At 72.0% G+C, this 23,855-nt stretch carries 25 protein-coding genes; 20 read left to right on the top strand and 5 right to left on the bottom strand.

Translation table 11 applies throughout. The features are described from left to right. Positions 1-59: 59 nt before the first annotated feature. The 7 genes from hisD (at position 60) to BN4251_RS06505 (ending at position 9,216) form a co-directional block, all read left to right on the top strand. Complete coding sequence (gene hisD / locus BN4251_RS06475; RefSeq protein ID WP_087484290.1) at positions 60-1,394, top strand: histidinol dehydrogenase; 1,335 nt, start codon at positions 60-62, stop codon at positions 1,392-1,394. Positions 1,395-1,691: 297 nt separating this feature from the next. Then, a complete protein-coding gene (locus tag BN4251_RS06480) occupies positions 1,692-2,723 on the top strand; it encodes a LacI family DNA-binding transcriptional regulator (RefSeq protein WP_087484291.1) in 1,032 nt (343 codons plus the stop codon). Beyond that, positions 2,720-4,012, top strand: a complete 1,293-nt coding sequence (locus BN4251_RS06485; protein WP_087484292.1) for a sugar ABC transporter substrate-binding protein — start codon at positions 2,720-2,722, stop codon at positions 4,010-4,012. Before BN4251_RS06480 ends, BN4251_RS06485 begins: the two co-directional genes overlap by 4 nt. Position 4,013: 1 nt before the next feature. After that, a complete protein-coding gene (locus BN4251_RS06490; protein ID WP_087484293.1) occupies positions 4,014-4,967 on the top strand; it encodes a carbohydrate ABC transporter permease in 954 nt (317 codons plus the stop codon). Continuing rightward, positions 4,967-5,785: a carbohydrate ABC transporter permease gene (locus tag BN4251_RS06495; RefSeq protein ID WP_087484351.1), complete on the top strand. Its 819-nt coding sequence runs from the start codon at positions 4,967-4,969 to the stop codon at positions 5,783-5,785. The genes BN4251_RS06490 and BN4251_RS06495 overlap by 1 nt, the downstream gene beginning before the upstream one ends. Before the next feature lie 25 nt (positions 5,786-5,810). Beyond that, a complete protein-coding gene (locus BN4251_RS06500; protein ID WP_087484294.1) occupies positions 5,811-7,361 on the top strand; it encodes a glucoamylase family protein in 1,551 nt (516 codons plus the stop codon). Then, the gene (locus tag BN4251_RS06505) at positions 7,348-9,216 is read left to right on the top strand and encodes a glycoside hydrolase family 3 protein (protein WP_245810230.1); all 1,869 of its coding nucleotides are present in this window, start codon (positions 7,348-7,350) and stop codon (positions 9,214-9,216) included. The genes BN4251_RS06500 and BN4251_RS06505 overlap by 14 nt, the downstream gene beginning before the upstream one ends. Here BN4251_RS06505 and BN4251_RS06510 read toward each other — a convergent pair whose 3' ends face one another. Next, on the bottom strand, positions 9,217-9,624 hold the full coding sequence (locus BN4251_RS06510; RefSeq protein ID WP_087484353.1) for a DUF3054 domain-containing protein: 408 nt from the start codon (positions 9,622-9,624) through the stop codon (positions 9,217-9,219). 141 nt (positions 9,625-9,765) lie between these two features. On the opposite strand from BN4251_RS06510, the gene BN4251_RS06515 reads away from it, so the two are divergent. From BN4251_RS06515 to BN4251_RS06545, 7 genes are read left to right on the top strand one after another with little or no spacing between them, the layout of a single operon-like run. Then, positions 9,766-10,908 carry a histidinol-phosphate transaminase gene (locus BN4251_RS06515; protein WP_087484295.1) on the top strand — a complete coding sequence of 381 codons (1,143 nt, stop codon included), beginning with the start codon at positions 9,766-9,768 and terminating at the stop codon, positions 10,906-10,908. Further along, the gene (gene hisB / locus BN4251_RS06520) at positions 10,905-11,534 is read left to right on the top strand and encodes an imidazoleglycerol-phosphate dehydratase HisB (protein ID WP_087484296.1); all 630 of its coding nucleotides are present in this window, start codon (positions 10,905-10,907) and stop codon (positions 11,532-11,534) included. The genes BN4251_RS06515 and hisB overlap by 4 nt, the downstream gene beginning before the upstream one ends. After that, complete coding sequence (locus BN4251_RS06525) at positions 11,531-12,160, top strand: hypothetical protein (protein WP_087484297.1); 630 nt, start codon at positions 11,531-11,533, stop codon at positions 12,158-12,160. Before hisB ends, BN4251_RS06525 begins: the two co-directional genes overlap by 4 nt. A gap of 14 nt (positions 12,161-12,174) precedes the next feature. After that, positions 12,175-12,837, top strand: coding sequence for an imidazole glycerol phosphate synthase subunit HisH (gene hisH, locus BN4251_RS06530; protein WP_170931864.1), 663 nt, complete (start codon positions 12,175-12,177; stop codon positions 12,835-12,837). Continuing rightward, positions 12,834-12,992: a hypothetical protein gene (locus BN4251_RS18250; protein WP_087484299.1), complete on the top strand. Its 159-nt coding sequence runs from the start codon at positions 12,834-12,836 to the stop codon at positions 12,990-12,992. Before hisH ends, BN4251_RS18250 begins: the two co-directional genes overlap by 4 nt. A 54-nt stretch (positions 12,993-13,046) precedes the next feature. Beyond that, positions 13,047-13,781: a bifunctional 1-(5-phosphoribosyl)-5-((5-phosphoribosylamino)methylideneamino)imidazole-4-carboxamide isomerase/phosphoribosylanthranilate isomerase PriA gene (priA, locus tag BN4251_RS06540; protein WP_087484300.1), complete on the top strand. Its 735-nt coding sequence runs from the start codon at positions 13,047-13,049 to the stop codon at positions 13,779-13,781. Continuing rightward, positions 13,778-14,617, top strand: a complete 840-nt coding sequence (locus BN4251_RS06545) for an SseB family protein (RefSeq protein ID WP_087484301.1) — start codon at positions 13,778-13,780, stop codon at positions 14,615-14,617. The genes priA and BN4251_RS06545 overlap by 4 nt, the downstream gene beginning before the upstream one ends. 21 nt (positions 14,618-14,638) lie before the next feature. Here BN4251_RS06545 and BN4251_RS06550 read toward each other — a convergent pair whose 3' ends face one another. Both BN4251_RS06550 and BN4251_RS06555 read right to left on the bottom strand, forming a co-directional pair. Further along, positions 14,639-15,019: a DUF1844 domain-containing protein gene (locus BN4251_RS06550; protein ID WP_087484302.1), complete on the bottom strand. Its 381-nt coding sequence runs from the start codon at positions 15,017-15,019 to the stop codon at positions 14,639-14,641. A gap of 65 nt (positions 15,020-15,084) precedes the next feature. Then, positions 15,085-16,002 carry a DUF4352 domain-containing protein gene (locus BN4251_RS06555; protein ID WP_087484303.1) on the bottom strand — a complete coding sequence of 306 codons (918 nt, stop codon included), beginning with the start codon at positions 16,000-16,002 and terminating at the stop codon, positions 15,085-15,087. 327 nt (positions 16,003-16,329) lie between these two features. On the opposite strand from BN4251_RS06555, the gene infC reads away from it, so the two are divergent. From infC to BN4251_RS06580, 5 genes are read left to right on the top strand one after another with little or no spacing between them, the layout of a single operon-like run. Continuing rightward, positions 16,330-16,908 carry a translation initiation factor IF-3 gene (gene infC, locus BN4251_RS06560; RefSeq protein WP_245810236.1) on the top strand — a complete coding sequence of 193 codons (579 nt, stop codon included), beginning with the start codon at positions 16,330-16,332 and terminating at the stop codon, positions 16,906-16,908. Positions 16,909-16,933: 25 nt separating this feature from the next. After that, on the top strand, positions 16,934-17,128 hold the full coding sequence (gene rpmI, locus BN4251_RS06565; protein WP_087484305.1) for a 50S ribosomal protein L35: 195 nt from the start codon (positions 16,934-16,936) through the stop codon (positions 17,126-17,128). Between the two features lie 58 nt (positions 17,129-17,186). After that, positions 17,187-17,567 carry a 50S ribosomal protein L20 gene (rplT, locus tag BN4251_RS06570; protein ID WP_087484306.1) on the top strand — a complete coding sequence of 127 codons (381 nt, stop codon included), beginning with the start codon at positions 17,187-17,189 and terminating at the stop codon, positions 17,565-17,567. A 19-nt stretch (positions 17,568-17,586) separates the two neighbouring features. Further along, positions 17,587-18,471 carry a TrmH family RNA methyltransferase gene (locus BN4251_RS06575; RefSeq protein ID WP_087484307.1) on the top strand — a complete coding sequence of 295 codons (885 nt, stop codon included), beginning with the start codon at positions 17,587-17,589 and terminating at the stop codon, positions 18,469-18,471. Further along, the gene (locus tag BN4251_RS06580; RefSeq protein WP_087484308.1) at positions 18,468-20,513 is read left to right on the top strand and encodes a bifunctional copper resistance protein CopD/cytochrome c oxidase assembly protein; all 2,046 of its coding nucleotides are present in this window, start codon (positions 18,468-18,470) and stop codon (positions 20,511-20,513) included. Before BN4251_RS06575 ends, BN4251_RS06580 begins: the two co-directional genes overlap by 4 nt. A 237-nt stretch (positions 20,514-20,750) precedes the next feature. On the opposite strand, the gene BN4251_RS06585 is transcribed toward BN4251_RS06580, so the two are convergent. Both BN4251_RS06585 and BN4251_RS06590 read right to left on the bottom strand, forming a co-directional pair. Further along, entirely contained in the window at positions 20,751-21,371 is a 621-nt protein-coding gene (locus BN4251_RS06585) for an MBL fold metallo-hydrolase (protein WP_087484309.1), read from the bottom strand. Continuing rightward, on the bottom strand, positions 21,368-22,468 hold the full coding sequence (locus tag BN4251_RS06590; RefSeq protein ID WP_087484310.1) for an S-(hydroxymethyl)mycothiol dehydrogenase: 1,101 nt from the start codon (positions 22,466-22,468) through the stop codon (positions 21,368-21,370). Before BN4251_RS06590 ends, BN4251_RS06585 begins: the two co-directional genes overlap by 4 nt. Before the next feature lie 283 nt (positions 22,469-22,751). On the opposite strand from BN4251_RS06590, the gene pheS reads away from it, so the two are divergent. Further along, a complete protein-coding gene (pheS, locus tag BN4251_RS06595) occupies positions 22,752-23,855 on the top strand; it encodes a phenylalanine--tRNA ligase subunit alpha (protein ID WP_087484311.1) in 1,104 nt (367 codons plus the stop codon).

A 23,855-nucleotide genomic window follows, 5' to 3' on the forward strand; every position in this document is an offset into this window, starting at 1 on the left:
GTCCTCGCGCGTCGTGGGCGGCTCGGAGGCGGGCGCCGCGACGCTCCTACACTGGGGCCATGCCTGAGACCCCCTTCCTCTCCGTGATCGATCTGCGCGCGCGCCGTATGGGTGCAGCGGAGCTCACCGCGGCCCTGCCCCGTGCCGAGCTGGACGTCGAGTCCGCGGTCGCCGCCGTGCGTCCCGTCGTCGAGGACGTCGCGGCCCGCGGCGCGGAGGCGGTGCTCGATGCCTCGGAGCGCTTCGACGGGGTGCGGCCCGCGCATCTGCGCGTGCCCCGCGCTGAGCTGCAGCGCGCCCTGGCCGAGCTCGATCCGCAGATCCGTGCCGCGCTCGAGGAGTCCGCCGCGCGGGTGCGCGCCGTCGATGCGGCGCAGGCCAGGCCGGAGGAGACCGTGCAGGTGGTGCCCGGGGGCACCGTCACCCAGCGCTGGGTCCCCGTGCGCCGCGTGGGCCTGTACGTGCCCGGCGGCCGCGCCGTGCTGCCCAGCTCCGTGGTGATGAACGTGATCCCCGCCCAGATCGCCGGGGTCGAGCAGATCGTGCTCGCCTCCCCGCCGCAGAAGGAGTTCGGCGGCCTCCCGCACCCCACCATCCTCGCCGCCTGCGAGCTGCTCGGGGTCACCGAGGTGATCGCCGCCGGCGGCGCCCAGGCGATCGCGCTGCTCGCCCACGGCGCGGAGGACCTCGGCGATGGCCGCGCCCTGCAGGGGGTGGATCTCGTGACCGGTCCCGGCAACGTCTACGTCGCGGCCGCCAAGCGGCTCGTGCGCGGGACCGTCGGGATCGACGCGGAGGCCGGCCCCACAGAGATCGCGATCCTGGCCGACGCCGCCGCCGACCCCGCGTTCGTCGCCGCGGACCTCATCTCCCAGGCCGAGCACGATCCGCTCGCCGCGAGCGTGCTGGTCACCGACTCCACCGCGCTCGTCGACGCGGTCGAGCACGAGCTGGCCGCCCAGGTCCCCGCAGCCCTGCACCGTGAGCGGATCGAGCAGGCGCTGCGCGGCGAGCAGAGCGGCGTGGTGCTGGTCGAGGACATCGCCCAGGGGCTCGCCGTGGTCGATGCCTACGGCGCCGAGCACCTCGAGATCCAGACGGCCGACGCCGCCGCCGTCGCGGCGCGCGTCACCAACGCTGGCGCCGTGTTCGTGGGCCCCCACAGCCCGGTGAGCCTCGGCGACTACGCCGCAGGCTCCAATCACGTGCTGCCCACCGGCGGCACCTCCCGCTTCACCGGCGGCCTCGGCGTGCAGACGTTCCTGCGCGGCATCCACGTCGTCCACTACGACCGCGAGGCGCTCGACGGCGCCCGCACGGCGGCGACCACGCTCGCGCGCGCCGAGGGACTGCCCGCCCACGGCGCGGCGATCGACATCCGCTTCGCGCGCTGAGCCCGGGGGAGCGCCCGCGCTCCCCGGAGAACCCGCTGACAGAACGGACGGCCTGCTGAGCAGGCCGTCCGTTCTGTCGTCCGGGCCGCTGCGCCGGAGCCGTGCACCGCGCCGGCGTCCCCGCCGGGCCCAGCGATAGCCGCCGACCCGCGCGGCGGGCATCCTCCGGATCTGCTCGAGGGGCTTGCGCCCACGGAATGGAAGCGCTTACGATCAACGCCCGGTTGTAAGCGCTTCCAACTTTGGTGGCGAGCTGCGGGCAGCCGCTGAGACGACTCGAGGACGAGGAGGACGGCCATGGCATCGCACGCGCAGCCCGCATCCGGGGCGACCATCTACGAGGTCGCCGCGCGCGCCGGTGTCTCGATCGCCACCGTCAGCCGCACCTTCGCGGACAACGGCAGCGTCGCCCCCCGCACCCGGGAGGCCGTGCTCGCCGCCGCCCAGGAGCTGCGCTATGCCCCCGCCGCTGCGGCCCGCGCCCTCGCCGTGCGCCGCAGCAAGGCGCTCGGCGTGGTGCTGCCCCACATCGCGGGCCCGTACTACTCGCAGCTGCTGGTCGGCTTCGAGCTCGCCGCCTCGCAGCTGGGGCTGTCCGTCGTGCTCGCCCTGGCCTCGCCCACCGACCACCGCGCCGCCGCGGTGCGCGATCTGGTGGGCCGGGTCGACGGGATCGCCTTCATGGCGCGCAGCGGCGCCGACGACGACACCGTGCGCCGGGTCGCCGCCACGCGCCCCACGGTCACCGTCGCCCGCCGCCGCCTCGACGAGGCCGACGCCTTCTTCGCCGAGAACCGCGAGTCCGCACGCCACCTCACCGAGCACCTGCTGGCCCACGGGCACCGCCGGATCGGCTTCGTCGGCCGCGCCGAGAGCGGATCGGACATCGGCCGCAGGCACCGCGGCTGGCTCGAGGCGCTCGAGACGGCGGGCCTGGCCCCGGCGATGCAGCTCGCCGTGGACCCGGTCGAGGAGGCCGGGATCGCCGTCGCGGAGCAGCTGCTGGCCGATGGCGACATCCACCGGTTCGACGCCCTGGTCTGCGGCAACGACGAGCTCGCGATCGCGATCATCGCCCACCTCACCGCCGCGGGGGTCCGCGTGCCCGAGGACCTCGCCGTGACCGGCTGGGACGACACCCGCACCGCCCGCTACCTCACCCCGAGCCTCACCACCGTGCGCCAGGACGTCACCGCCCTCGGCGGGCTCGCCGCGCACCGCCTGGCCGCCCGTATCGACGGGCAGGGCGTCCAGGATCCCGTCACCGTCGCCTCGACGCTCGTGCCGCGCGCCTCATGCGGCTGCCCGTCACCCGAGGAGTCATCATGAACACCACCTTCCGGCCCACCCGCCGCACCGTCGTCGGACTCGGCGCCGCCGCCGCACTGGGCGTGCTCGCAGGATGCGGGCGCCCCGAGGAGGAGCAGGCAGGCGGCGACGCCCCCGCCGAGCCGATCGCCGAGGGCCCGGCCACCGGCTCCGTGACCGTCTGGGCGATGGGCGCCGAGGGCGAGGCCCTGCCCGAGCTGCTCGCCGGCTTCGAGGAGGAGAACCCCGACGTCACCGTCGAGGTCACGCCCCTGCCCTGGGACAGCGCGCACGACAAGTTCACCTCCTCGATCGCCGCCGGCACCGCGCCGGACGTCGCCCAGATCGGCTCGACCTGGATGGCCGAGTTCGTGAGCCTCGGCGCGCTCGAGGCCACCCCGGACTCGATCCCCACCGACGACTACTTCCCCGGCGCCCTCGAGTCCGTGACCGTGGACGAGACCGTCTACGGGGTCCCGTGGTACGTCGAGACCCGCCTGGTCTACTACCGCAAGGACATCGCCGAGTCCCTCGGCATCACCGAACCGCCCACGGACTGGGAGGGCCTGATCGAGATGGCCCGCACCATGCAGGGCGGGCCCGACGGGAAGTGGGGACTGGCCCTGCAGCCCGGCGGCACCGGCTCCTGGCAGACCGCGCTGCCGTTCTGCTGGTCCAACGGCGGGGACGTCGTCTCCGAGGACGGCTCCGAGTTCACCTTCGTCTCCCCGCAGAACGAGGAGGCGCTGGCCTACTACCAGTCCTTCTTCACCGAGGGCGTCTCGGACCCCGCCCCCGCGGAAGGCACCACCGAGCAGGACTTCGTCTCCGGGGCGGTGCCGATGTTCATCTCCGGTCCGTGGATGATGGCGGCCGTCGAGGGCGTGGGCGGCGAGGGCTTCGCCGAGAAGTACGGCGTGTTCGTGATGCCCGAGAAGGAGACCAGCGCGAGCTTCCTGGGCGGCGCGAACATCGGCGTCTTCACCGGCAGCGAGAACCGCGACGGGGCCTGGAAGCTGGTCGAGTACCTCTCCCGCCCCGAGGTGCAGGTCCAGTGGTTCTCCCTCGTCTCGGCGATGCCCGGCCTCCAGGCCGCCTGGGAGGACGAGACCGTCGTCTCGAACGAGAAGTTCGCGGCCTTCCACACCCAGCTGCAGACCGCCTTCGCGCCGCCCACCATCGCCACCTGGGAGCAGGTCGCCTCGAAGTTCGACGCCCAGATCGAACAGGTCTGCAAGCAGGATCTCGACCCCGCGACCGCCCTGGAGACCACGCAGTCCGAGCCGCAGGGCATCGGGACCGGGGCCTGAGATGTCGACCGCTCCGCTGACCTCCTCGGCCCCCGGGACGGATCCCGGGGCCGGGGAGGGCTCCCCGCGCCGGCGAGGTCGCCGCGCCGCCGCGGAGGCGCGCGCCGGGATCCTGCTGTCGCTGCCCTTCCTGCTGCTGTTCGGGGTGTTCATCGCCTGGCCCGTGCTGCAGTCGATGATCATGTCCTTCACCGACATGCGCATCAGCGACATCCGCTCCCCGTTCGCGGTGGAGTTCGTGGGCCTGCAGAACTACATCACCGCCTTCGAGGACCCCGTCTTCCGTCGCGCCGCGCTGAACACCGCCGTGTTCGTGCTGGTCGGTGTGCCGCTGACGATCATCGCCGGGCTCGCGGCCGCGCTCGCCCTGAACCGGGGCGTGATGCGCCTGCGCGCCGTGTTCCGGATGGGCTTCTACACCCCCGTGGTCACCTCGATCGTGGCCGTCGCCGTGGTGTGGCGCTTCCTGCTGCGCCCCGACAACGGCCTGGTGAACACCGTGCTCGGCGGGGTGGGCATCGATGGCCCGAACTGGCTGGGCGATGAGCGCACCGCGCTGCTGTCGCTGATCGTGATGGCCGTCTGGCGCAACTTCGGCACCTCGATGGTCATCTTCCTGGCCGGGCTGCAGGCCGTGGACCGTGGGCTGCACGAGGCAGCCGCGCTCGACGGCGCCACCGCCCGCCAGCGCTTCCGGCACGTCACCCTGCCCGCGATCCGCCCGACGATGCTGTTCGTGCTGGTCACCACCTCGATCGGGTACCTGCAGTTCTTCGAAGAGCCCTTCGTGATGACCCAGGGCGGGCCGCTGAACGCCACCATCTCCGCCTCGATGTACACCTACAACCAGTTCGGCTTCGGCAACTACGGGGTCGCCGGCGCGATGGCCTATCTGACCTTCGTGGTCATCGGCATCGTCACCCTCGCGCAGTTCCGCCTGATGAGGGAGAAGTGATGCTCGACCGTCGCCGTCCCGTCCTGACCTACATCGTCCTGACCGCCTTCCTGCTGCTGGTGATCACCCCATTCGTGTGGATGATCCTGGGCAGCGTGAAGACCCAGGGAGAGCTGCTGAGGGTGCCCCCGACCTGGCTCCCCGAAGAGCCCACCTGGGACAACTTCCGCCGCCTCTTCGACCGGCCCTTCGGCCGGTACTTCCAGAACTCCGCCGTGGTGGCGATCGCGGTCACCGTCGGCAACCTGTTCTTCTCCTCGATGTTCGGGTACGCGCTCGCGCACCTGAACTTCCCCTTCAAGCGCGTGATGCTCCTGCTGGTGCTGGGCTGCCTGATGATCCCGGGACTGGTCACTTTCATCCCCCAGTACGTGCTGGTGGTGAACCTGGGGCTGGCCAACACGATCCCCGCCCTGATCCTGCCGTTCCTGGTCCAGCCCTTCAGCGTGTTCCTGATGCGGCAGTTCTTCCTGGGCCTGCCGCGCGAGCTGCTCGAGGCGGGACGGATCGACGGGGTCGGCGAGATCGCGATCTTCTTCCGGATCTACCTGCCGCTGGCCGGGCCGGCCTTCGCCACGCTCGGCATCCTCACCTTCCTCGGCTCCTGGAACAACTTCCTGTGGCCCTTGGTCGTCTCCTCGAGCGAGTCGACCTACACCCTGCCGGTCGCCCTCGCCCTGATCTCGACCGGACAGAACCAGACGGACTACGGGCTGCTCCTGGCCGGAGCAACCCTCGTGGTCCTGCCGATCCTCGTCGTCTTCCTCTTCTTCCAGCGCTACTTCATCCAGGGCATCGCCACCACCGGCATCAAGTGATCTTCCACCGCCTCGAGGAGGCATCGTGCACACCGTCGACCGACGCACCCTGCTCACCGTCCCGCTGATCGGCGCCGGCGCGCTCACCGGCACCGCGGCCGCACCCCGCCGCGCCGGCGCGTTGTCGGCCGGCTCACCCGCGAGCCCCTCGCCCGCTGGTGGCGGCCAGGAAGCGCTGCTGCGCCGCTGGGCCGCGGACACCTGGCACTGCCTGGACACCATGACCGTGGCGTCGACCGGGCTGATCTCGGACAACATCGGCGCGGATCTCATCGGCCACTCCGGCCACACCTCGCCCACCAACATCGGCGGCTCCCTCTGGTCGGTGCTGATCGCACGGGAGCTCGGACTGCTCACCCCCGGTCATGCCCGCCGCCGCATCGCCCGCACCCTCGAGAGCCTCGAGCGGATGGAGAAGCACGAGCCCTCGGGCATGTACTTCAACTGGTACGACGAGAACGACGGCTCGGTGCTGCGCTCCTGGCCCGGCACCGGGGCGGAGGTGGTCCCCTTCGTCTCGAGCGTCGACATGGGCTGGCTCGGCGCCGCGCTGCACGTGGTCGCCCAGGCCGACCCCTCCCACCGCCGCCGCGCCCGCCGGCTCTTCGAGGCGATGCGCTGGGACGTGTTCTTCGACCGGGACGTCGAGGCCGAGCCCGGCCTGACCATCGGCGGCTTCTGGCCCGAGGACCCGCGCCGCGAGGGGACCGAGCTGCGCCCCCTGATGGGCGGGATCGAGGGGGAGGAGGTCTGGTACCACTCTGAGCACCACTACGACACCGCCGTCTCCGAGGCGCGCATGGTCACCTACCTGGGCATCATGACCGGGCAGATCCCCGCGGCCGCCTACTTCGCGACCTACCGCACCTTCCCGCCGGAGTGGACCTGGCCCGAGATGGCGCCGGTGGGCGAGTGGGCCGAGCACGAGGGAGTGGCCGTCTTCGAGGGCGCCCACACCTACCGCGGCATGGAGATCGTGCCCGGCTGGGGCGGCTCCATGTTCGAGGAGCTGATGCCGGACCTGTTCGTGCCCGAAGCGGCATGGGGGCCGGAGAGCTGGGGGAGGAACCATCCCCTGCACGTGCGCGCCCAGCGCGAGCACGGCCTCGACGAGGCGGGCTACGGCTATTGGGGCTTCTCTCCCTCCTCGGACCCGCATGCCGAGTACCGCGAGTACGGTGTGGACGCCCTGGGCCTGAACCCCGAGGGCTACTTCTCCGACGCCGACGGCACCGACTGGCGACAGGGGGAACCCTTCCCGCAGGGGCTCGACGGGGTGATCACCCCGCATGCCGCCGCGCTCGCCCTGCAGTACGAGCCGGAGGAGGCCGCCGAGAACCTCTCCCGGATCGAGACCGAGCTGGGGGCCTACGGTCCCGGCGGCTTCCACGACGCGGTGGCCGTGGGCTCGGGAGCGATCGCTCGGCGCCACCTGTCCCTGGACCAGTCGATGATCCTCGGCGCCCTGGGCAACGTGCTGCTCGGCGGCGTGCTGCACGAATGGTTCGCGACCGACGAGGTCACCGCCCGGCTGCGCCCCGTGATCGCGCAGGAGGTGTTCCGTGCCCACGGCTGATCGCTCCCTGCCCCGTCTCCACGAAGCACCCGACGGGACCCGCTACCGGGATCTGAACGGCAACGGCCGGATGGATCCCTACGAGGACCCGCGCCGCAGCCCTGAGGAGCGCGCCGCGGACCTGCTGGGCCGCCTTTCCCTCGAGGAGAAGGTGGGCTTGATGTTCCACACCGTCATCGAGACCGGGCCGGAGGGGACGCTGCTCGAGGGCCCCGGCGCGATCTCGAAGTCCGGCACCGAGCAGGTGGTGCTCGGCAAGCACATGAACCACTTCAACATCCACGGCCTGGCCAGCGCGCAGGATGCGGCTCGCTGGCAGAACCGGCTCCAGCAGCTGGCCGAGCAGGCCCCGCACGGCATCCCCGTGACGATCTCGACCGACCCCCGTCACGGCGGCGCGCAGAACGCCGGCACCTCGTGGGCCACCTCGTTCTTCTCCCTGTGGCCCGAGCCGCTCGGCCTCGGTGCGCTCGACGACGAGGAGCTGGTGCGGGACTGGGCGCGCACCGTGCGGCGCGAGTACACCGCCGTCGGCATCCGGGCGGGCCTGCACCCCGTCGCGGATCTTGCCACCGAGCCTCGCTGGGCCCGGCAGCGCGAATGCTTCGGCCAGGATCCCGAGCTGGTCTCCCGCCTGGTGGCCGCGGCCCTGGACGGGCTGCACGGGGGGCAGGACGAGCCGGCCGTGCAGACCACGATCAAGCACTTCCCGGGGGCCGGCCCGCAGAAGGACGGCGAGGACGCGCACTTCCCCTACGGTCGGGACCAGGTCTACCCGGGAGGGCGGTTCGAGGACCACCTCCTGCCCTTCCGGACGGCCATCGCCCAGGGGACCGACGCGATCATGCCGTACTACGGCCGCCCCCTGGGGCTCGAGATCGACGGCGAGGCGATCGAGGAGGTGGGATTCGGCTTCAACCGGCAGATCCTCACCGGACTGCTGCGCGAGGAGCTCGGCTTCGACGGCGTGATCGTCAGCGACTGGGAGCTGGTGTGCGACAACCACGTCGGCGACCAGGTGCTCCCCGCTCGTGCCTGGGGCGTCGAGGAGCTCACGCCCCACCAGCGCATCCAGCGCATCCTCGAGGCCGGTGCGGACCAGTTCGGCGGTGAGGAGTGCACCGAGCTGCTGCTCGACCTCGTGCGCGAGGGGAGCGTCAGCGAGCAGCGGGTCACCGACTCCGCCCGCCGCCTGCTGCGGGTGAAGTTCCGCCTGGGCCTGTTCGACGACCCCTATGTCGACGAGTCCGCCGCCGCCCATCTCGTCGGCACCCTCGAGGCGCGAGAGCGAGGGCACCGGGCGCAGGCCCGCAGCGTGGTGGTCCTGCACGACGACGGCGGGATGCTCCCGCTCGGGAGCTCCGGCCAGCGCCTGCGGATCTACGCCGAGGGACTGCCCGACGAGGTCATCGCGACGCTGGGGGAGCAGGTCCCGCATCCCTCGCAGGCCGACCTCGCGCTGCTGCGGATCGGCGCACCCTTCCAGCCGCGCGATGACCTGTTCCTCGAGGCCTGGTTCCACCAGGGCGATCTCGAGCACCCGCCCGGGCTCGCGCACCGGCTTCAGAGGATCCGGGCGGCCTGCCCGCTGATCCTGGACGTGGACCTCGACCGGGCGGCGGTGCTCACCGGCATCGTCGAGCACTGCGACGCGCTCACCGGGAGCTTCGGCGTCTCCGGCGCGGCCTGGGTCGATGCGCTCACCGGGCGGATCCCGGCGCGGGGACGCCTGCCGATCGATCTGCCGCGCTCGATGGAGGCGGTCCGGGCCGCGCCCGAGGACGTCCCCGGCGGGACGGAGGATCCCCTGTACCCGTGCGGGCACGGGATCATGCTGGACGACGCTGAGCGCTGATCAGCGCGCGGCGTCGGACTCCGCCGGAGCCTTCGACGTCGCGCGCGGGGCGCGCTCGGCGCGGGTGAGATAGAGCGCGAGCGCACGCCAGCCGAGCATCAGCACACCGGTCACGACGGCGGTGACGATGACGAAGGACACCTCGGTGCCGGCGCTGAACAGGGTGCGCAGCGCCATCGCGGTCGCGAGGGTGATCGCCCACACGAACACCCCGTGCGGCCAGAGGCGGAAGGGCGCGCGCCAGGCACGGATCGCGAGATGGCCCAGCAGCACGCCCACGGCGAAGGGCCACCCCACCAGGAGCACGTTCTGCGAGGTCAGCGGCGTGCCGTGCTGGATCATGCCGATTCCGACGAACAGCAGGACGATCAGCAGGTCGCCGACGAGGGCACCGAGGGAGCGGAACATGGCGTCAGGGTACTGCCGCCCGCTGAGCGCGGCGCGGGCCCGGTCCAGGCCTGTGAAGGGCGCCACGGACACGCCCTCGCGGGCCCTTTGAAGCGTCCCCGCGGCGGACGGGAAGGCCGCGCTCCCACGCCGCGAACTACCATGGTGCCCATGTCAGCGAACCCTGCGTCGACCCTCGAGAACACCGTGCTGCCCGCCCCGCGGGACGGCATCGCGCACGCCGCACCCTACGGCGCCCCGCAGCTCGAGGTCGCCCATGCGCTGAACGTGAACGAGAACCCCTACGGACCCTCCGCGGAGCTCGCCGCGGCCATCGGCGCCGCCGCCACGCAGGCCGCGCTCGGCCTGAACCGGTATCCCGACCGCGAGGCCCTCGGCCTGCGCGCGGATCTCGGTGCCTACCTCGCCGAGGAGTCCGGGATCCCGGCACCGGCGGCGGAGTCCGTCTGGGCCGCCAACGGCTCGAACGAGATCATGCACCAGCTGCTGCTCGCCTACGGCGGCCCCGGCCGCACCGCGCTGGGCTTCACCCCGCACTACTCGATGTACCCCGAGTACGGCCGTGACACCTACACCGGCTGGGTCACCGCCGAGCGGGGCCCGGCCCCCGAGTTCGCGCTGAGCGCCGAGGCCGTCGTCGAGGCGATCACCCGGCACCGCCCCGACATCGTGGTGCTCACCTCCCCGAACAACCCCACCGGCACCGCCCTCGACCTCGACGTCGTCGAGGCCGCGGCGACCGCGCTCGCGGCCACGCGCGGCCTGCTGGTGGTCGACGAGGCCTACGGCGAGTTCCGCCGTGACGGCGTCCCCAGCGCCCTCACCCTCCTGCCCGCGCACCGCAACCTCGTGGTCACCCGCACCATGTCCAAGGCCTTCGCCCTGGCCGGTGCACGCCTGGGGTATTTCGTCGCCGATCCCGCGATCGTGGACACCGTGCGGGTGGTGCGCCTGCCCTACCACCTCTCCGCCGTGACCCAGGCCGTGGCCCGCACCGCCCTCGCCCACAGCGAGGAGCTGCTGGGGAAGGTCGCGACGCTGCGCACCGAGCGCGACGCGCTGGCCGAGCACCTCGCGGGCCGCGGTCACGAGGTCGCCCCGTCGGACGCGAACTTCATCCTGTTCCGCACCTTCACCGACCGCGACGCGGTGTTCGAGGCCCTTCTCGAGCGCAGCGTCCTCGTCCGCGCCGTCGGCCCCGCCGGCTGGCTGCGGGTGTCCATCGGCACGCCGGAGGACAACACAGCATTCCGTACCGCCCTCGAGGAGGCCGACCCCCGATGACCGACACCCAGAGCCCCGCCGCCCGCCCGGCACGCACCGCGACGATCAGCCGCACCACCCGTGAGTCCTCGATCGAGCTGACCCTCGACATCGACGGCACCGGCCAGGTGGACGTCTCCACCTCCGTGCCCTTCTTCGACCACATGCTCACGGCGCTGGGCACCCACGCCCGCTTCGACCTCACCGTCAAGGCCACCGGGGACGTGCACATCGACGCCCACCACACCGTCGAGGACACCGCGATCGTGCTCGGCCAGGCGCTGCGCGAGGCGCTCGGCGACAAGAAGGGCATCGCCCGCTTCGGTGACGCGCTGGTGCCGCTGGACGAGTCCCTCGCCCAGGCCGTGGTGGACCTCTCCGGGCGCCCCTACTGCGTCCACTCGGGCGAGAGCGAGGCCCAGGCGCTGCACCTGATCGGCGGGCACTTCACCGGCTCGCTGACCCGCCACGTCTTCGAGTCGCTCGCCCACCATGCCGCGATCTGCCTGCACATCCGGCTGATCGAGGGCCGCGACCCCCACCACGTGGTCGAGGCCCAGTTCAAGGCCCTCGCCCGCGCGCTGCGCGCCGCCTGCGCCTACGATGACCGAGTCCTCGACGTCCCTTCGACCAAGGGAGCACTGTGAGCACCGTCGACCCGGAGGATCCGCGCCAGGACGGCCCGGATCAGCAGCCGGAGGGCGCCGGACGCCCCTCGGACGACATCGATGCCGAGTTCGCCCGGATGATGGAGGGCATCTCCCTCGAGGAGGACGCCCCGCTGACCGTCGAGGACGTCCTCACCGACGGCGGCGAGGACCAGGAGCCCAGCATCGCCGTGATCGCGACCTCCGTCGCCACCGCGAAGGCGCTGGCCGGCGTGGTCCGGCTGGGACGCGAGGCCCGCACCGACGGGATCGACATCCCCGTCGGCACCCGCACCCATGACACCTCCACCGGCGCGATCGCCGTGGGCCCGCTCGCCGAGACCGCCGCGCACGATCTCGCCGCGATCGCCTCGACCGCGCTGCAGCGCAACGGCATCGTGCTGTTCTGGCGCCGAGGCGACCGCATGACCGCCACCCGGTACAAGAATGGTGAGCGCGGCGAGGACATCTCGCCCGCGATCGTGCTGGGCGCCGTCGACGACCTGGTCGAGGAGCTGCTGCTGGGCGCCACCGGCGTCGACGAGCTGGGGGAGGGGCTGGACCCCGCGGCCCTCAGCCGCACCGAGGCGCTCGCCTGGATCGCCTCCGGGAAGAAGCGGAAGTGACGGCGGGACAGGCCCTGCCCGCCGCCCGCGTCGTCGTCCTCGACCACGGCTCCGGCAACGTCCGCTCGGTGGTCCGTGCGCTCGAGGCCGCCGGGGCACGCGTCGAGCTGACCGCGGACCGCGAAGCCGCCCTCACCGCCGATGGTCTGGTCGTCCCCGGCGTCGGCGCCTTCGCCGCGACTCTCGAGCAGATCCAGTCCGTGGGCGGGGACCGGCTGATCGAGCGCCGACTCGCCGGCGGCCGCCCGGTGCTCGGCATCTGCGTGGGACTGCAGGTCATGTTCGACGCCGGCGACGAGCACGGGGAGCGCACCCGGGGCCTGGCGCAGTGGCCCGGCGAGGTCACCCGCCTCGAGGCGGACGTCGTCCCCCACATGGGCTGGAACACCGTCGAGGTCGCCGAGGGCAGCACCCTGTTCGAGGGCCTCGCCGAGGAGCGCTTCTACTTCGTCCACTCCTACGCCGCGCGCCGCTGGGAGATGGAGCAGATCGGCTCGCTGCTCGCACCGCGCGTGACCTGGTCCGAGCACGGAGGCGACCGCTTCATCGCCGCCGTCGAGAACGGGGCGCTGACCGCCACCCAGTTCCACCCGGAGAAGTCCGGCGAGGCCGGTGCCCGGCTGCTCGCGAACTGGCTGCGCACCCTCCCCCGCTACAACGCGGAGGAGACCGCATGATCGGCGCCTTCGTGATGCTGTTCGTCGGCGGAGCCCTCGTGGGCGGCGCCTACTCCTTCTTCCGCTCGAAGAAGCCCTGGTGGTCGGTCGCAGCGCTCGGCGTCATCGGCGTGATCTGCCTCGGCCTGTCCTTCTGGACCCTCCAGAACCTCTGATCCTCGCGCGCCCCGGCGCGCCCCATCCCGCACCATCTGCCAGGAGGCACCCCTATGACCGCTCCCGTGCTCGAGCTGCTCCCCGCCGTCGACGTGCAGGACGGCCAGGCCGTCCGACTCGTCCAGGGCGAGGCCGGCACCGAAACCGCCTACGGCGCACCCCTGGACGCCGCCCTCGCCTTCCAGGAGGGAGGTGCGAGCTGGCTGCACCTGGTCGACCTCGACGCCGCCTTCGGGCGCGGCAGCAACTCCTCGCTGCTGGCCGAGGTGGTCTCCGCCGTGGACATGAACGTCGAGCTCTCCGGCGGGATCCGCGATGACGAGTCCCTGGCCGCGGCCCTCGCCACCGGCTGCCGACGCGTCAACCTCGGCACAGCCGCGCTCGAGAACCCCGAGTGGACCGCCGAGGTGCTCGCCGAGCACGGCGACCGCATCGCCGTCGGCCTCGACGTGCGCGGCACCACCCTCGCCGCCCGCGGCTGGACCCGCGAGGGCGGCGACCTCTGGGAGACCCTCGAGCGTCTGAACGATGCCGGCTGCCAGCGCTACGTCGTCACCGACGTCACCAAGGACGGCACCCTGCGCGGCCCGAACCTCGAGCTGCTGCGTGAGGTCTGCTCCCGCACCGACGCCAAGGTGGTCGCCTCCGGCGGCATCTCCTCCCTCGAGGACCTGCGCGCCCTCCGCGAGCTGGTGCCCGAGGGTGTCGAGGGCGCGATCGTCGGAAAGGCCCTGTACGCGCAGGCGTTCACGATGGGCGAGGCGCTCGACGTCGCGGGTCGCCCGTGACCCCGGGGCGGGACCGCGTCCCCGAGCCCGAGACCTCCTCGAGCGAGCAGGTCCGCCGCACGCTGCCCGCCCACTTCCGGGAGAAGTCCCCGCTCACGGACACCGCCGGCGTGTCCTGGGAGGGGCGCGACTACCCCGTCAGCCCCTTCCCCGGCGATGACGGCTCCGTCCCTGCCGAGCTGGCCGCCGCGCTGCGCGCCCACCGCGCCGGCGAGGATGCGGACCGAGAGCAGCTGGTCGCCGCGCTCGCGCAGGCCCGGGTGCTGGTGCCGATCATGGCGGTCGCGACCGAGACCGGCACCACCGCGCACGGCCTGACCGGGGACAACGGCGCGGACATGGCGATGGTCTCGATCACCGCGCCCGACGGCACCACCGTGCTGCCGCTGTTCACCTCCGTGGCATCGCTCAGTGCCTGGCGCAGCGATGCCCGGCCGGTGCCGGTGGTCGCGCCGCAGGCCGCGCAGGCCGCGGTGCAGGAGGGCTGCACCGCCCTGCTGCTGGATCCCGCGACGTCGAGCGAGGAGGGTGGCCCGATCCTGCTGCCGCGCTCGGTGCTGTGGGCTCTCGCGCAGGGCCGCACCTGGATCCCCCCGCACCGCGACCCCGAGGTCGCGGCGGTGCTGGATCAGGTGGCGCAGCGCTCGCCCGAGGCGGTCACCGGCCTGGTGGCCCGTTCCGGGCAGCGCGCCGAGGTGGATCTGCACCTGCAGCTGCTGCCGGGCCTCACCGCATCGGCGGTGCGCGAGGTGGTCGATGGCGTGACGGCGCAGCTCGCGCAGGAGCAGATCGTCGCCGAGCGGATCAGCTCGATGCGGCTGGTGCTCGGCTCCTGAGCCGCGCCGGCCGCCGCCGGGTCAGGAGACCCGGCCGGTGAACTTCTCGCCGGGCGCCTGACCGGGCTCGTCCGGGAAGGGCAGCGCTTCGGCGAAGGCCAGCTGCAGGGAGCGCAGCCCATCGCGCAGCGAGCGGGCATGCTCGTTCCCGATCTCGGGCGCCGCTGCGGTGACCAGGCCGGCCAGCGCGTTGATCAGCTTCCGTGCCTCGGCGAGGTCCTGGTACTGCCCGGTCGCCTCGTCCTCCGCGAGACCCACCTTCACCGCGGCGGCGCTCATCAGGTGCACGCAGGCAGAGGTGATGATCTCCACCGAGGACACCTCGGCGATGTCCCGCAGCTCCTCACCGCCGGAGACCTGGTGCTGGTGGCCGTCGTGGTCGTGGGTCTGGTTCTCGTTCACGTGTGGGCACGTCCTTCGTGGGTGGGCGCTCCCCGGCGGGGAGCCTGCTGGGGTCCGTGGTGCGCTCAGGCGTCCACGGGGAGGGTCCCGCTCTCGTCCAGTGCGCTGAACCGGACGGTCAGACCGGTGGGGTCGGTGCCGATCGGGACGTCGTACACCTTGTGGAAGACCTCGGTCGTCCCGGGGCTGACCACACCATAGGGGAGGCTCGAGGCCACGTGGACCAGCCCCGCCTCGGAATGGGGGAGATGCTCCTCGCCCTCGGCGGTCTCGAGGCTGATCGAGGAGTCGACCATCACCGGGGCGTCGCTGTCGTTGGCGACCTCGAAGACCACGATCACGAACTCGCCCTCGGGTTCGAGGGCGTCGTTCTGCCCGCCCACGCTGCGCACCCCCGTCTCGGTGCTGACCTCGGTGAGGGTGACGCCGGCGATCTCGACCCGCCCGGGGCCGGCGGAGTCGGCCGAGGCGGGATCCTCCTCGGTGACGGGAGCGCCGGACGCGGCGGGCTCGGCGGGGGAGAGCGCCCGGTAGGCGAGCACGCCGCCGCCGAGGACGATCGCCAGCAGCAGCGCTGCGGCCACCGCGAACCCGGTGATCAGCAGACCTCGATGCCGGGAGCGCACCTGAGCGGGCTCCGGGGCGGGCGCGGGTCGACGATTGGGGCGGGCCGGCCGGGGCGGAGGGGTCGGGAACCCCTCGGGCACCGGACGCAGCACGGCCCGCGGGGCGGTGCGCATCCCTGTGACCGGGTCGATCTGAGGGGTGACCTGCGGATCCTTGGAGGGGTCCTCGGTGCCGGAGTCCGCGGCCTGCGGGCCGTCATCCCCCGCGGCGGGCAGGGGCTCGGCGCCGTAGTCGTAGTCGCGCGCGTGCTCCTCCGTGGGCGCGGGCGGGGGGCTCTGCGCGGAGGGGCTGTGCGGTGCGGCGGGCCCGGGACGGGGCTGTGCGCCCTCGCCGGAGGCGTCGCGATCGGTTCCCACCCATGCTCCTCGCTGGTCGCGGCGTGCGGACGCGATGCACATCACCTGGACGACGGCCGCGCTCCTGCTAGGATAGACGACTGGAACAGGTCGAAACCCTCGTCATCCGTTCCGTCAAGTGGAGTCCCTTCCCACCTCGTGGCCTCACGGCCGCCAGGTCAGTATCGCAGCCAGGCAGCAGTGTCTGGTCCGCGCTGTCGCGCACGCACCCTGGGGCCTCCGCATGATCATGCGGGGGCCTTCGTCGTCTTCCGACTCGAAACAAGGTGAGGAGCCAACATCAGCGAACAGCGCATCAACGGTCAGATCAGGGTCCCCAAGGTCCTGCTGGTCGGGCCCGCCGGCGAGCAGGTCGGTGAGGTCCGTGTCGAGGACGCTCTGCGTCTCGCACAGGAAGCAGGCCTCGATCTCGTCGAGGTCGCGCCCGGCGCCAACCCGCCGGTTGCCCGTCTCATGGATTACGGCAAGTACAAGTACGAAGCCAACCTGAAGGCACGTGAGTCGCGCAAGAACCAGGCGAACACGGTCCAGAAGGAGATCCGGATGGGCCTGAAGATCGACACTCACGACTACGAGACCAAGCGCCGCAATGTTGAGAAGTTCCTTGACGGTGGCGACAAGGTGAAGGTCATCATCCGCTTCCGCGGTCGTGAGCAGTCCCGTCCCGAGAGGGGCGTCAAGCTTCTGGGACGCATGGCCGAGGACGTCGCCGACTACGGCTTCGTCGAGTCGCATCCGCGGCAGGACGGCCGCAACATGGTGATGGTCTTCGGGCCCCACAAGAAGAAGGCCCAGGCCATGGCCGAGGCCCGCAAGCGCAAGACCGACGCTGAGAAGGCCGCGGCCCGCCAGAAGGACACTCCGTCCGACAGCGGGGACGACGCGTCCGCCGGCGCCGAGTCCTGAGAACGTAACCAAGGAGAATTGGCAGATGCCGAAGAACAAGACCCACTCGGGTACCAAGAAGCGCGTCCGCGTCACCGGCTCGGGCAAGCTCATGCGCGAGAAGGCGGGCGCCCGCCACCTGCTGGAGCACAAGTCCTCCACCCGCAAGCGTCGCCTCGGCAGCGACACCGACATCGCCAAGGCTGATGTCAAGCGCATGAAGAAGCTGCTGGGCCGCTGATCGCCCACGCGGGAGCACGGCTCCCGCGCCCCTGAACTAACGATCGAAGGAGTATCACGTGGCACGCGTGAAGCGGGCGGTCAACGCCCATAAGAAGCGTCGGGAAATCCTCGAGCAGGCCAGCGGCTACCGCGGCCAGCGCTCGCGCCTGTACCGCAAGGCGAAGGAGCAGGTGCTGCACTCGCAGACCTACAACTTCCGCGACCGCAAGAAGCGCAAGGGCAACTTCCGTCAGCTCTGGATCCAGCGCATCAACGCTGCCTCCCGCGCCAACGGCCTGACCTACAACCGCCTCATCCAGGGCCTCGGCCTCGCCGGTGTCGAGGTGGACCGCCGCATGCTCGCCGAGCTCGCGGTCAACGACGCCCCGGCCTTCGCCGCCCTGGTCGAGGTCGCCAAGAACGCCCTCCCCGAGGACGTCAACGCCCCGGCAGCCTGACATCGCGCCGCACGCAGCGATGTCCGAGCGCCCGGATCAGCCCCCGATCACCTCTCCCCGCTCCGAGCGGGTGAAGAAGGTGGCGGCGCTGACCGGGCGCTCTGCGCGTCGCAGACAGGAACGATTCCGGGTCGAGGGACCGCTCGCAGTCCACTCCCTGCTCGAGCACCGACCCGAGCTCGCACGCGAGGTGTTCCTCACCGAGCGCGCCGCGAGCGACCACCCCGAGCTCGCGCAGCTGGCCTGCGCCGCCGGCACACCGGTGCGCAGAGTCGACGAGCAGATCCTCCGCGCGATGCTTCGTGATCAGAGCACCGGCGCCGAGAGCACGAGCGCCGACGGCGCCTCGGTCACCCCGCAGGGCGCGGTCGCCGTCGCGGCACTCCCCGCCGAGGATCCCGCCCGCGCCACCGAGGCCGTCCGCGCCCTGCCCACCTCCGGGCCCCTCACCGTGCTCGTGCTCCACGAGGTGCGCGACCCCGGCAACGTGGGCACACTGATCCGCACCGCCGACGCCTCCGGCGCCGACCTGGTGCTGCTCACCCGCACCTGCGCAGACCCGTACTCGCCCAAGGCCGTGCGAGCCGCCGTCGGCAGCCTCTTCCACCTCCCGGTGATCGCCGGCGCCGAGATCGAGGATCTCCTCGCCGAGCTCTCCACCGCGGGGATCGCCGCCGCTGCGACCAGCGGATATGCCGCCGAGGAGCTGTTCACCGCCGAGCTGCCGGACCGGCTCGCCTGGATCCTCGGCAACGAGGCCCGCGGACTGGACGAGAAGACCCTCGCCGCCGCCCCGCTCGCGGTGCGGATCCCGCTCGCAGGCCGTGCGGAGTCGCTGAACGTGCACACCGCAGCCACCGTCTGCCTCTTCGAGACGCTCCGGCGCCGACGGGCGAGCGCATGACCGCGCTCCTGCGGCGCTCCACCGCACTCGCCATCCCGCTGCTGCTCCTGCTCGCCGTCCTCACCGCGGGCCTCGGCATGGCCGCCACAGGCGCCCTCGCCCCCGCCGCCCTGGTGCCTGCTTCACCGCTGGTGACCTGGGGACTGCCGGTGGTCGAAGCGTTCCACCACCTCGGCCTGCTGCTCGCCGTCGGCGCGGGCGGCACCGCGGTGCTGCTCCTGCCCGGACCCTCCCGCCGGGAGGTCACCGTCCTGGACCCGCTGCGCCGCACCACCGTGCGCCTCGGCGCGGCCGGCGCGCTGCTGTGGGCCCTCGCCGCCCTCGCCCAGATCCCGCTCGGCGGGCTCGAAGCGACCGGCGCCGGCACCGACCTGAACGTGTGGGACGTCGCGATGGGCGGCGCCCTCGGACGGATCCAGATGGGCGTCGCGGTCTTCGCCGCCGCCGCCGCGCTCTGCTACCTGCTGGCCCGGTCCACGGTCCTGGCCTGCTGGGGCCTCGCCTTCACCGGTATCGCGGCCGGTGCACTGGGGATGGCCGGGCACGCCGGGGCGAGCCTGGACCACATCAACGCCGTCAACGCGATGGCCGTGCACCTGATCGCCGTGGCCGTCTGGGCGGGAGGGCTGCTGGTCATCGCGCTGCTCGCGCCCCGGATGCCGGACGCCGCCCTCGCCACCACCATCCAGCGCTTCTCGCCCTGGGCGCTGGCGGCGGTGGTCGCGCTCGCGTTCAGCGGCGTCGTCAGCGCGCTGATCCGCCTCTCGAGCTGGACAGACCTTTTCAGCACCGGCTACGGGCTCGTGGTGCTCGCCAAGGCGGTGGGCCTGATCGCCCTCGCCGTGCTCGGTGCTCTCCAGCGGCGCCGGCTCGGGGAGCGCCTCCGCTTCCGCCACCTCGCCCTCACCGAGGGCCTGCTCATGGCCGCGGTGATCGGTGCCTCGATCGCGCTGGGCCGCTCCGCCCCGCCGGTCCCGCAGGCCATCCCGCCTGTGGGCGACCTCAAGGTGCTCTCGCTGGTCGGCTTCCTGCCGCCCGAGCAGGAGTTCGACCCCACCACGATGTTCACCCTCTTCCAGCCGGACTGGGTCGCGCTCGCCCTCGCTGCGGTGATGGCCGGTGCCTACCTCCTCGGCGCGGTGCGCCTGGCCCGGCGCGGTGACAAGTGGCCCTGGCACCGCACCCTCGCATTCGTCGCAGGCTGCGTGGCTTTCGCCTGGGTGATGAGCGGGGGCGCGGCGGCCTGGGGCAAGTTCCGCTTCGACGCGCACATGATCCAGCACATGGCGATGATGATGATCGTGCCTCCGCTGTGGGTGCTCGGAGGACCGGTCACGCTGCTCTCGCGCGCCGTCTCCCCGCGCACGGACGGCTCCCGCGGCATCCGCGAATGGGTGCTCGCCGCCGTCCACTCCGGCTACGCCCGTGTGGTCTCCTCCCCGCCGCTGGCGGGGCTGATCTTCGCCGGCTCGCTGGTCATCTTCTATTTCACGCCCCTGTTCGAGATGGCGATGTACCACCACCTCGGGCACTTCCTGATGACCGTGCACTTCCTCGGCTCGGGCTACCTGTTCGCCTGGGTGCTCATCGGCATCGACCCCGCGACCAAGCCGATCAACCCCGTGCTCAAGCTGATCACCCTGCTGGTGACCCTCGCGTTCCACGCCTTCTTCGGCGTGGCGCTGGTCTCGGCGACCTGGCTGATCGCCGAGGGCTGGTACACGGATCTGGGCATGTACTCGCTCGAGCGCCTCGAGCTGATCCAGGTGCGCGGCGGCACCATCATGTGGGCGATCTCTGAGGTGCCCACCGTCGGCTACGCGATCATCGTCGCGGTGCTGTGGATGAAGTCCGAGGACCGCCGCGCCCGCCAGTACGACCGCAAGGCAGAGCGGGACGGCGGGGCTGAGCTCGAGGCCTACAACGCCTACCTTGCGAGTCTGCGGGGCGAGGGCGGTGCGCCTGCGCCCACGTCCACGGCGAGTGCGGACAGTCGGGAAGACGGCGCGCCGGGCGCCGCCGGCGACGGCCGGGACGGCTGAGTCGACCTCGTCAACGGGCTCGAACGAACCTCTCACCGCCATCGTCGACAGGCCTTTCTGTGTCGAGCGGTCCTCTCGACGCCATCATGGACCTCACTGTCACACGGGCCGCCGAACCCCAGCCGTCACCTACCTGTGCACCAGCCCCATGCGACACCCTCGGCGGATGCAGAGCGGCGGCGACCATCGCAGGATGATCGCCGCCGCTCTCGGACGTGACTCAGTGGTGGGGAAGACTCACAGCCAGTCGCCCTGCGCGGCCCGCTTCTCGGTGCCGATGGTGGTGTCCGGGCCGTGACCGGTGTGGACCACCGTGTCCTCGGGCAGCGCGAACAGGCGCTCGCGCACGGACTCCTCGATCGTCTCCCGTGAGGAGAAGGAGCGTCCGGTGGCTCCGGGTCCGCCCTGGAAGAGGGTGTCCCCGGTGAACACGGCGCCCAGCTCCTCGGAGTAGTAGCAGGTCGAGCCGGGGGAGTGGCCCGGGGTGTGCATCGCCTCGAGGTTCACACCGGCGATGGTGAACATGTCACCGTCGGCGACGTCATCGTCCCAGGGCAGATCGCCGTGGGTGAGCTGCCAGACCTCGCGATCGGCGGGGTTCAGCAGGATCGGGGCCTCAAGCGCTTCGGACAGCTCGGGCGCGAAGCGCACGTGGTCGTCATGCGCATGGGTGAGCAGGATGCCCACGCACTCGCGCTCACCGACCAGGTTCACGACGGTGTCGATGTCGTGCGGGGCGTCGAACACCACGCACTGCTCGTCATCGCCGAGCACCCACACGTTGTTGTCCACCTGGTGGGTCTCGCCGTCGAGGCTGAAGGTGCCGGAGGTGACGGCATGGGAGAGACGCGCGGTCATCGGGCCACCTCCACCACGGTGCGCAGGGTGTCGCCCCCGTGCAGCGCATCGAGCGCCGCGTCAGTCCCGGCCAGATCCGTGCGGCCGGTGACGAAGCGGTCCAGCGGCAGGCGACCCTGGAGGAACAGGTCGATCAGGTACGGGAAGTCCCGTTCGGGCAGGCAGTCGCCGTACCAGGAGGACTTCAGCGCCCCGCCGCGGCCGAACACGTCCAGCAGCGGGAGAGTCAGCTCCACACCCGGGCGGGGGACGCCCACCAGCACCACACGCCCGGCGAGGTCACGGGCGTAGAAGGCGGTCTCGTAGGTCTGCGGGATGCCGACTGCATCGACCACCACATCCGCGCCGAAGCCGCCGGTGAGCTCCTGCACCTTCTCGGCGACCTCCTGCGGGGAGAGATCCTTGGTGAGCAGGGTGTGGGTCGCGCCGAGCTCCTTCGCGGCGGCGAGCTTCTTCTCGTCGACGTCGAGGCCGATGATCGTCGTGGCGCCGGCGAGCTTCGCACCCGCGATCGCGGCGCAGCCCACGCCGCCCAGGCCGATCACGGCGAGGGACTCGCCGCGCTGGACCTGACCGGTGTTGATCGCGGCGCCGATGCCCGCCATCACGCCGCAGCCCAGCAGGCCGGCCACCTCGGCCGGGGCGTCCTCGGAGACCTTGGTGCACTGACCCTCGTGCACGAGGGTCTTCTCCGCGAAGGAGCCGATGCCCAGAGCGGCGGTGAGTTCGGTGCCGTCGGTGAGGGTCATGGGCTTCGAGGCGTTGTGGGTCGCGAAGCAGTACTGGTGCACGCCCTTCTTGCAGGCGCGGCACTCGCCGCACACGGCGCGCCAGTTCAGTACCACGTAATCGCCCACCTCCACATGGGTGACGTCCGCGCCGATCGCCGAGACGCGGCCGGCGGATTCGTGCCCCAGCAGGAAGGGGAACTCGTCGTTGATGCCGCCGTCGCGGTAGGCGAGGTCGGTGTGGCACACACCCGTCGCCTCGATGTCGACGACCACGTCGTGCGGCCCGGGGTCGGGGATGATGATGTCGAGCAGCTCCGCGGGCTGCTTCTCGCTGCGGGCGACGACGCCCTTGACTGTCCAGGACATGCTGGCCTCCTTCGAGGTCGAGGTTCTCCGCCAGCCTATCCATGACCAGCCAGGTCCGTCGGCCCCACCGGGAGTCCCGCGCAGCGCCGCCGTCGGCCGTCCGCCGGCCCGCCGCCGACGCCCGACGGCGACGCCGTGCGGGCTGGAGCCCTCGCCCGCCATGAGGTGCGTCGCGCACAGGCGGGACGGGGCGCCCGAGGCGGTGCGGGGCCTCCTAGAATGGCCCGTGGTGCCCGTGCCCCGGCCTGTGCGCCCCCTCTGCCCCCGGACGAAAGCGATACCCGTGTCCGAGTCATCCCCGACTCCCGCCCCGGTCATCGACGAGGCGACCATCGGCGCCGCCGTCGATGCCGCGCTCGCCGCGATCGCCGCGGCGGCCTCCACCGACGAGCTCAAGCAGGTGCGCATCCAGCACGTGGGTGATGCCAGCGTGCTCTCGAGCGCGAACCGCGCCATCAAGGACCTGCCCAAGGACCAGAAGGCCGCGGCCGGCAAGCTCGTGGGACAGAGCAAGGGCCGGGTGCAGAAGGAGCTCGCCGCACGCCAGCAGCAGCTCGCCGCCGCCGAGGAGGAGGCTGCACTCGCCGCCGAGACCGTCGACGTCACCCTCCCCACCGACCTGCGCCCCCGCGGTGCCTCGCACCCGCTGACCGTGCTGCAGGACCGCATCAACGACTTCTTCGTGGGCATCGGCTGGGAGATCGCCGAGGGCCCCGAGATCGAGTCCGAGTGGCTGAACTTCGACGCTCTGAACGCCGATGCCGAGCACCCCTCCCGCTCGATGCAGGACACCCTGTACCTCGCCCCCGAGGACTCGGGCATGCTGCTGCGCACCCAGACCTCGCCCGTGCAGATCCGCGCGATGCTCGAGCGCGGCGCACCCTTGTACGTGGCCTGCCCCGGCACCGTCTACCGGGCCGACGAGATCGACGCGACCCACTCGCCCATGTTCCATCAGGTCGAGGGCCTCGCCATCGGCAAGGACCTGACCATGGCGAACCTCGTGGGCACCCTCGACGCCTTCGCCGCGCACATCTTCGGCGGCGCGCCGATCACCCGCCTGCGCCCCAACCACTTCCCCTTCACCGAGCCCAGCGCCGAGATGGACTTCCGCTGCTTCCGCTGCGAGGCGCGCGAGGGACTGGACCATGACGCGGACCCGAACTGCCGGGTCTGCGGCGGCACCGGCTGGATCGAGATGGGCGGCTGCGGCATGGTCCACCCGAACGTGCTGCGCGCGGCCGGGGTGGACCCGGAGGAGTACCAGGGCTTCGCCTTCGGGCTCGGAATCGAGCGCATCCTGATGCTCCGCAACGGAGTGGCGGACATGCGCGACATCGTGGAGGGCGACGTTCGCTTCTCCCAGCACTACGGTACGGAGATCTGA

The organism is Brachybacterium massiliense, assembly GCF_900184245.1.
In the GTDB taxonomy this organism is placed as follows: domain Bacteria; phylum Actinomycetota; class Actinomycetes; order Actinomycetales; family Dermabacteraceae; genus Brachybacterium; species Brachybacterium massiliense.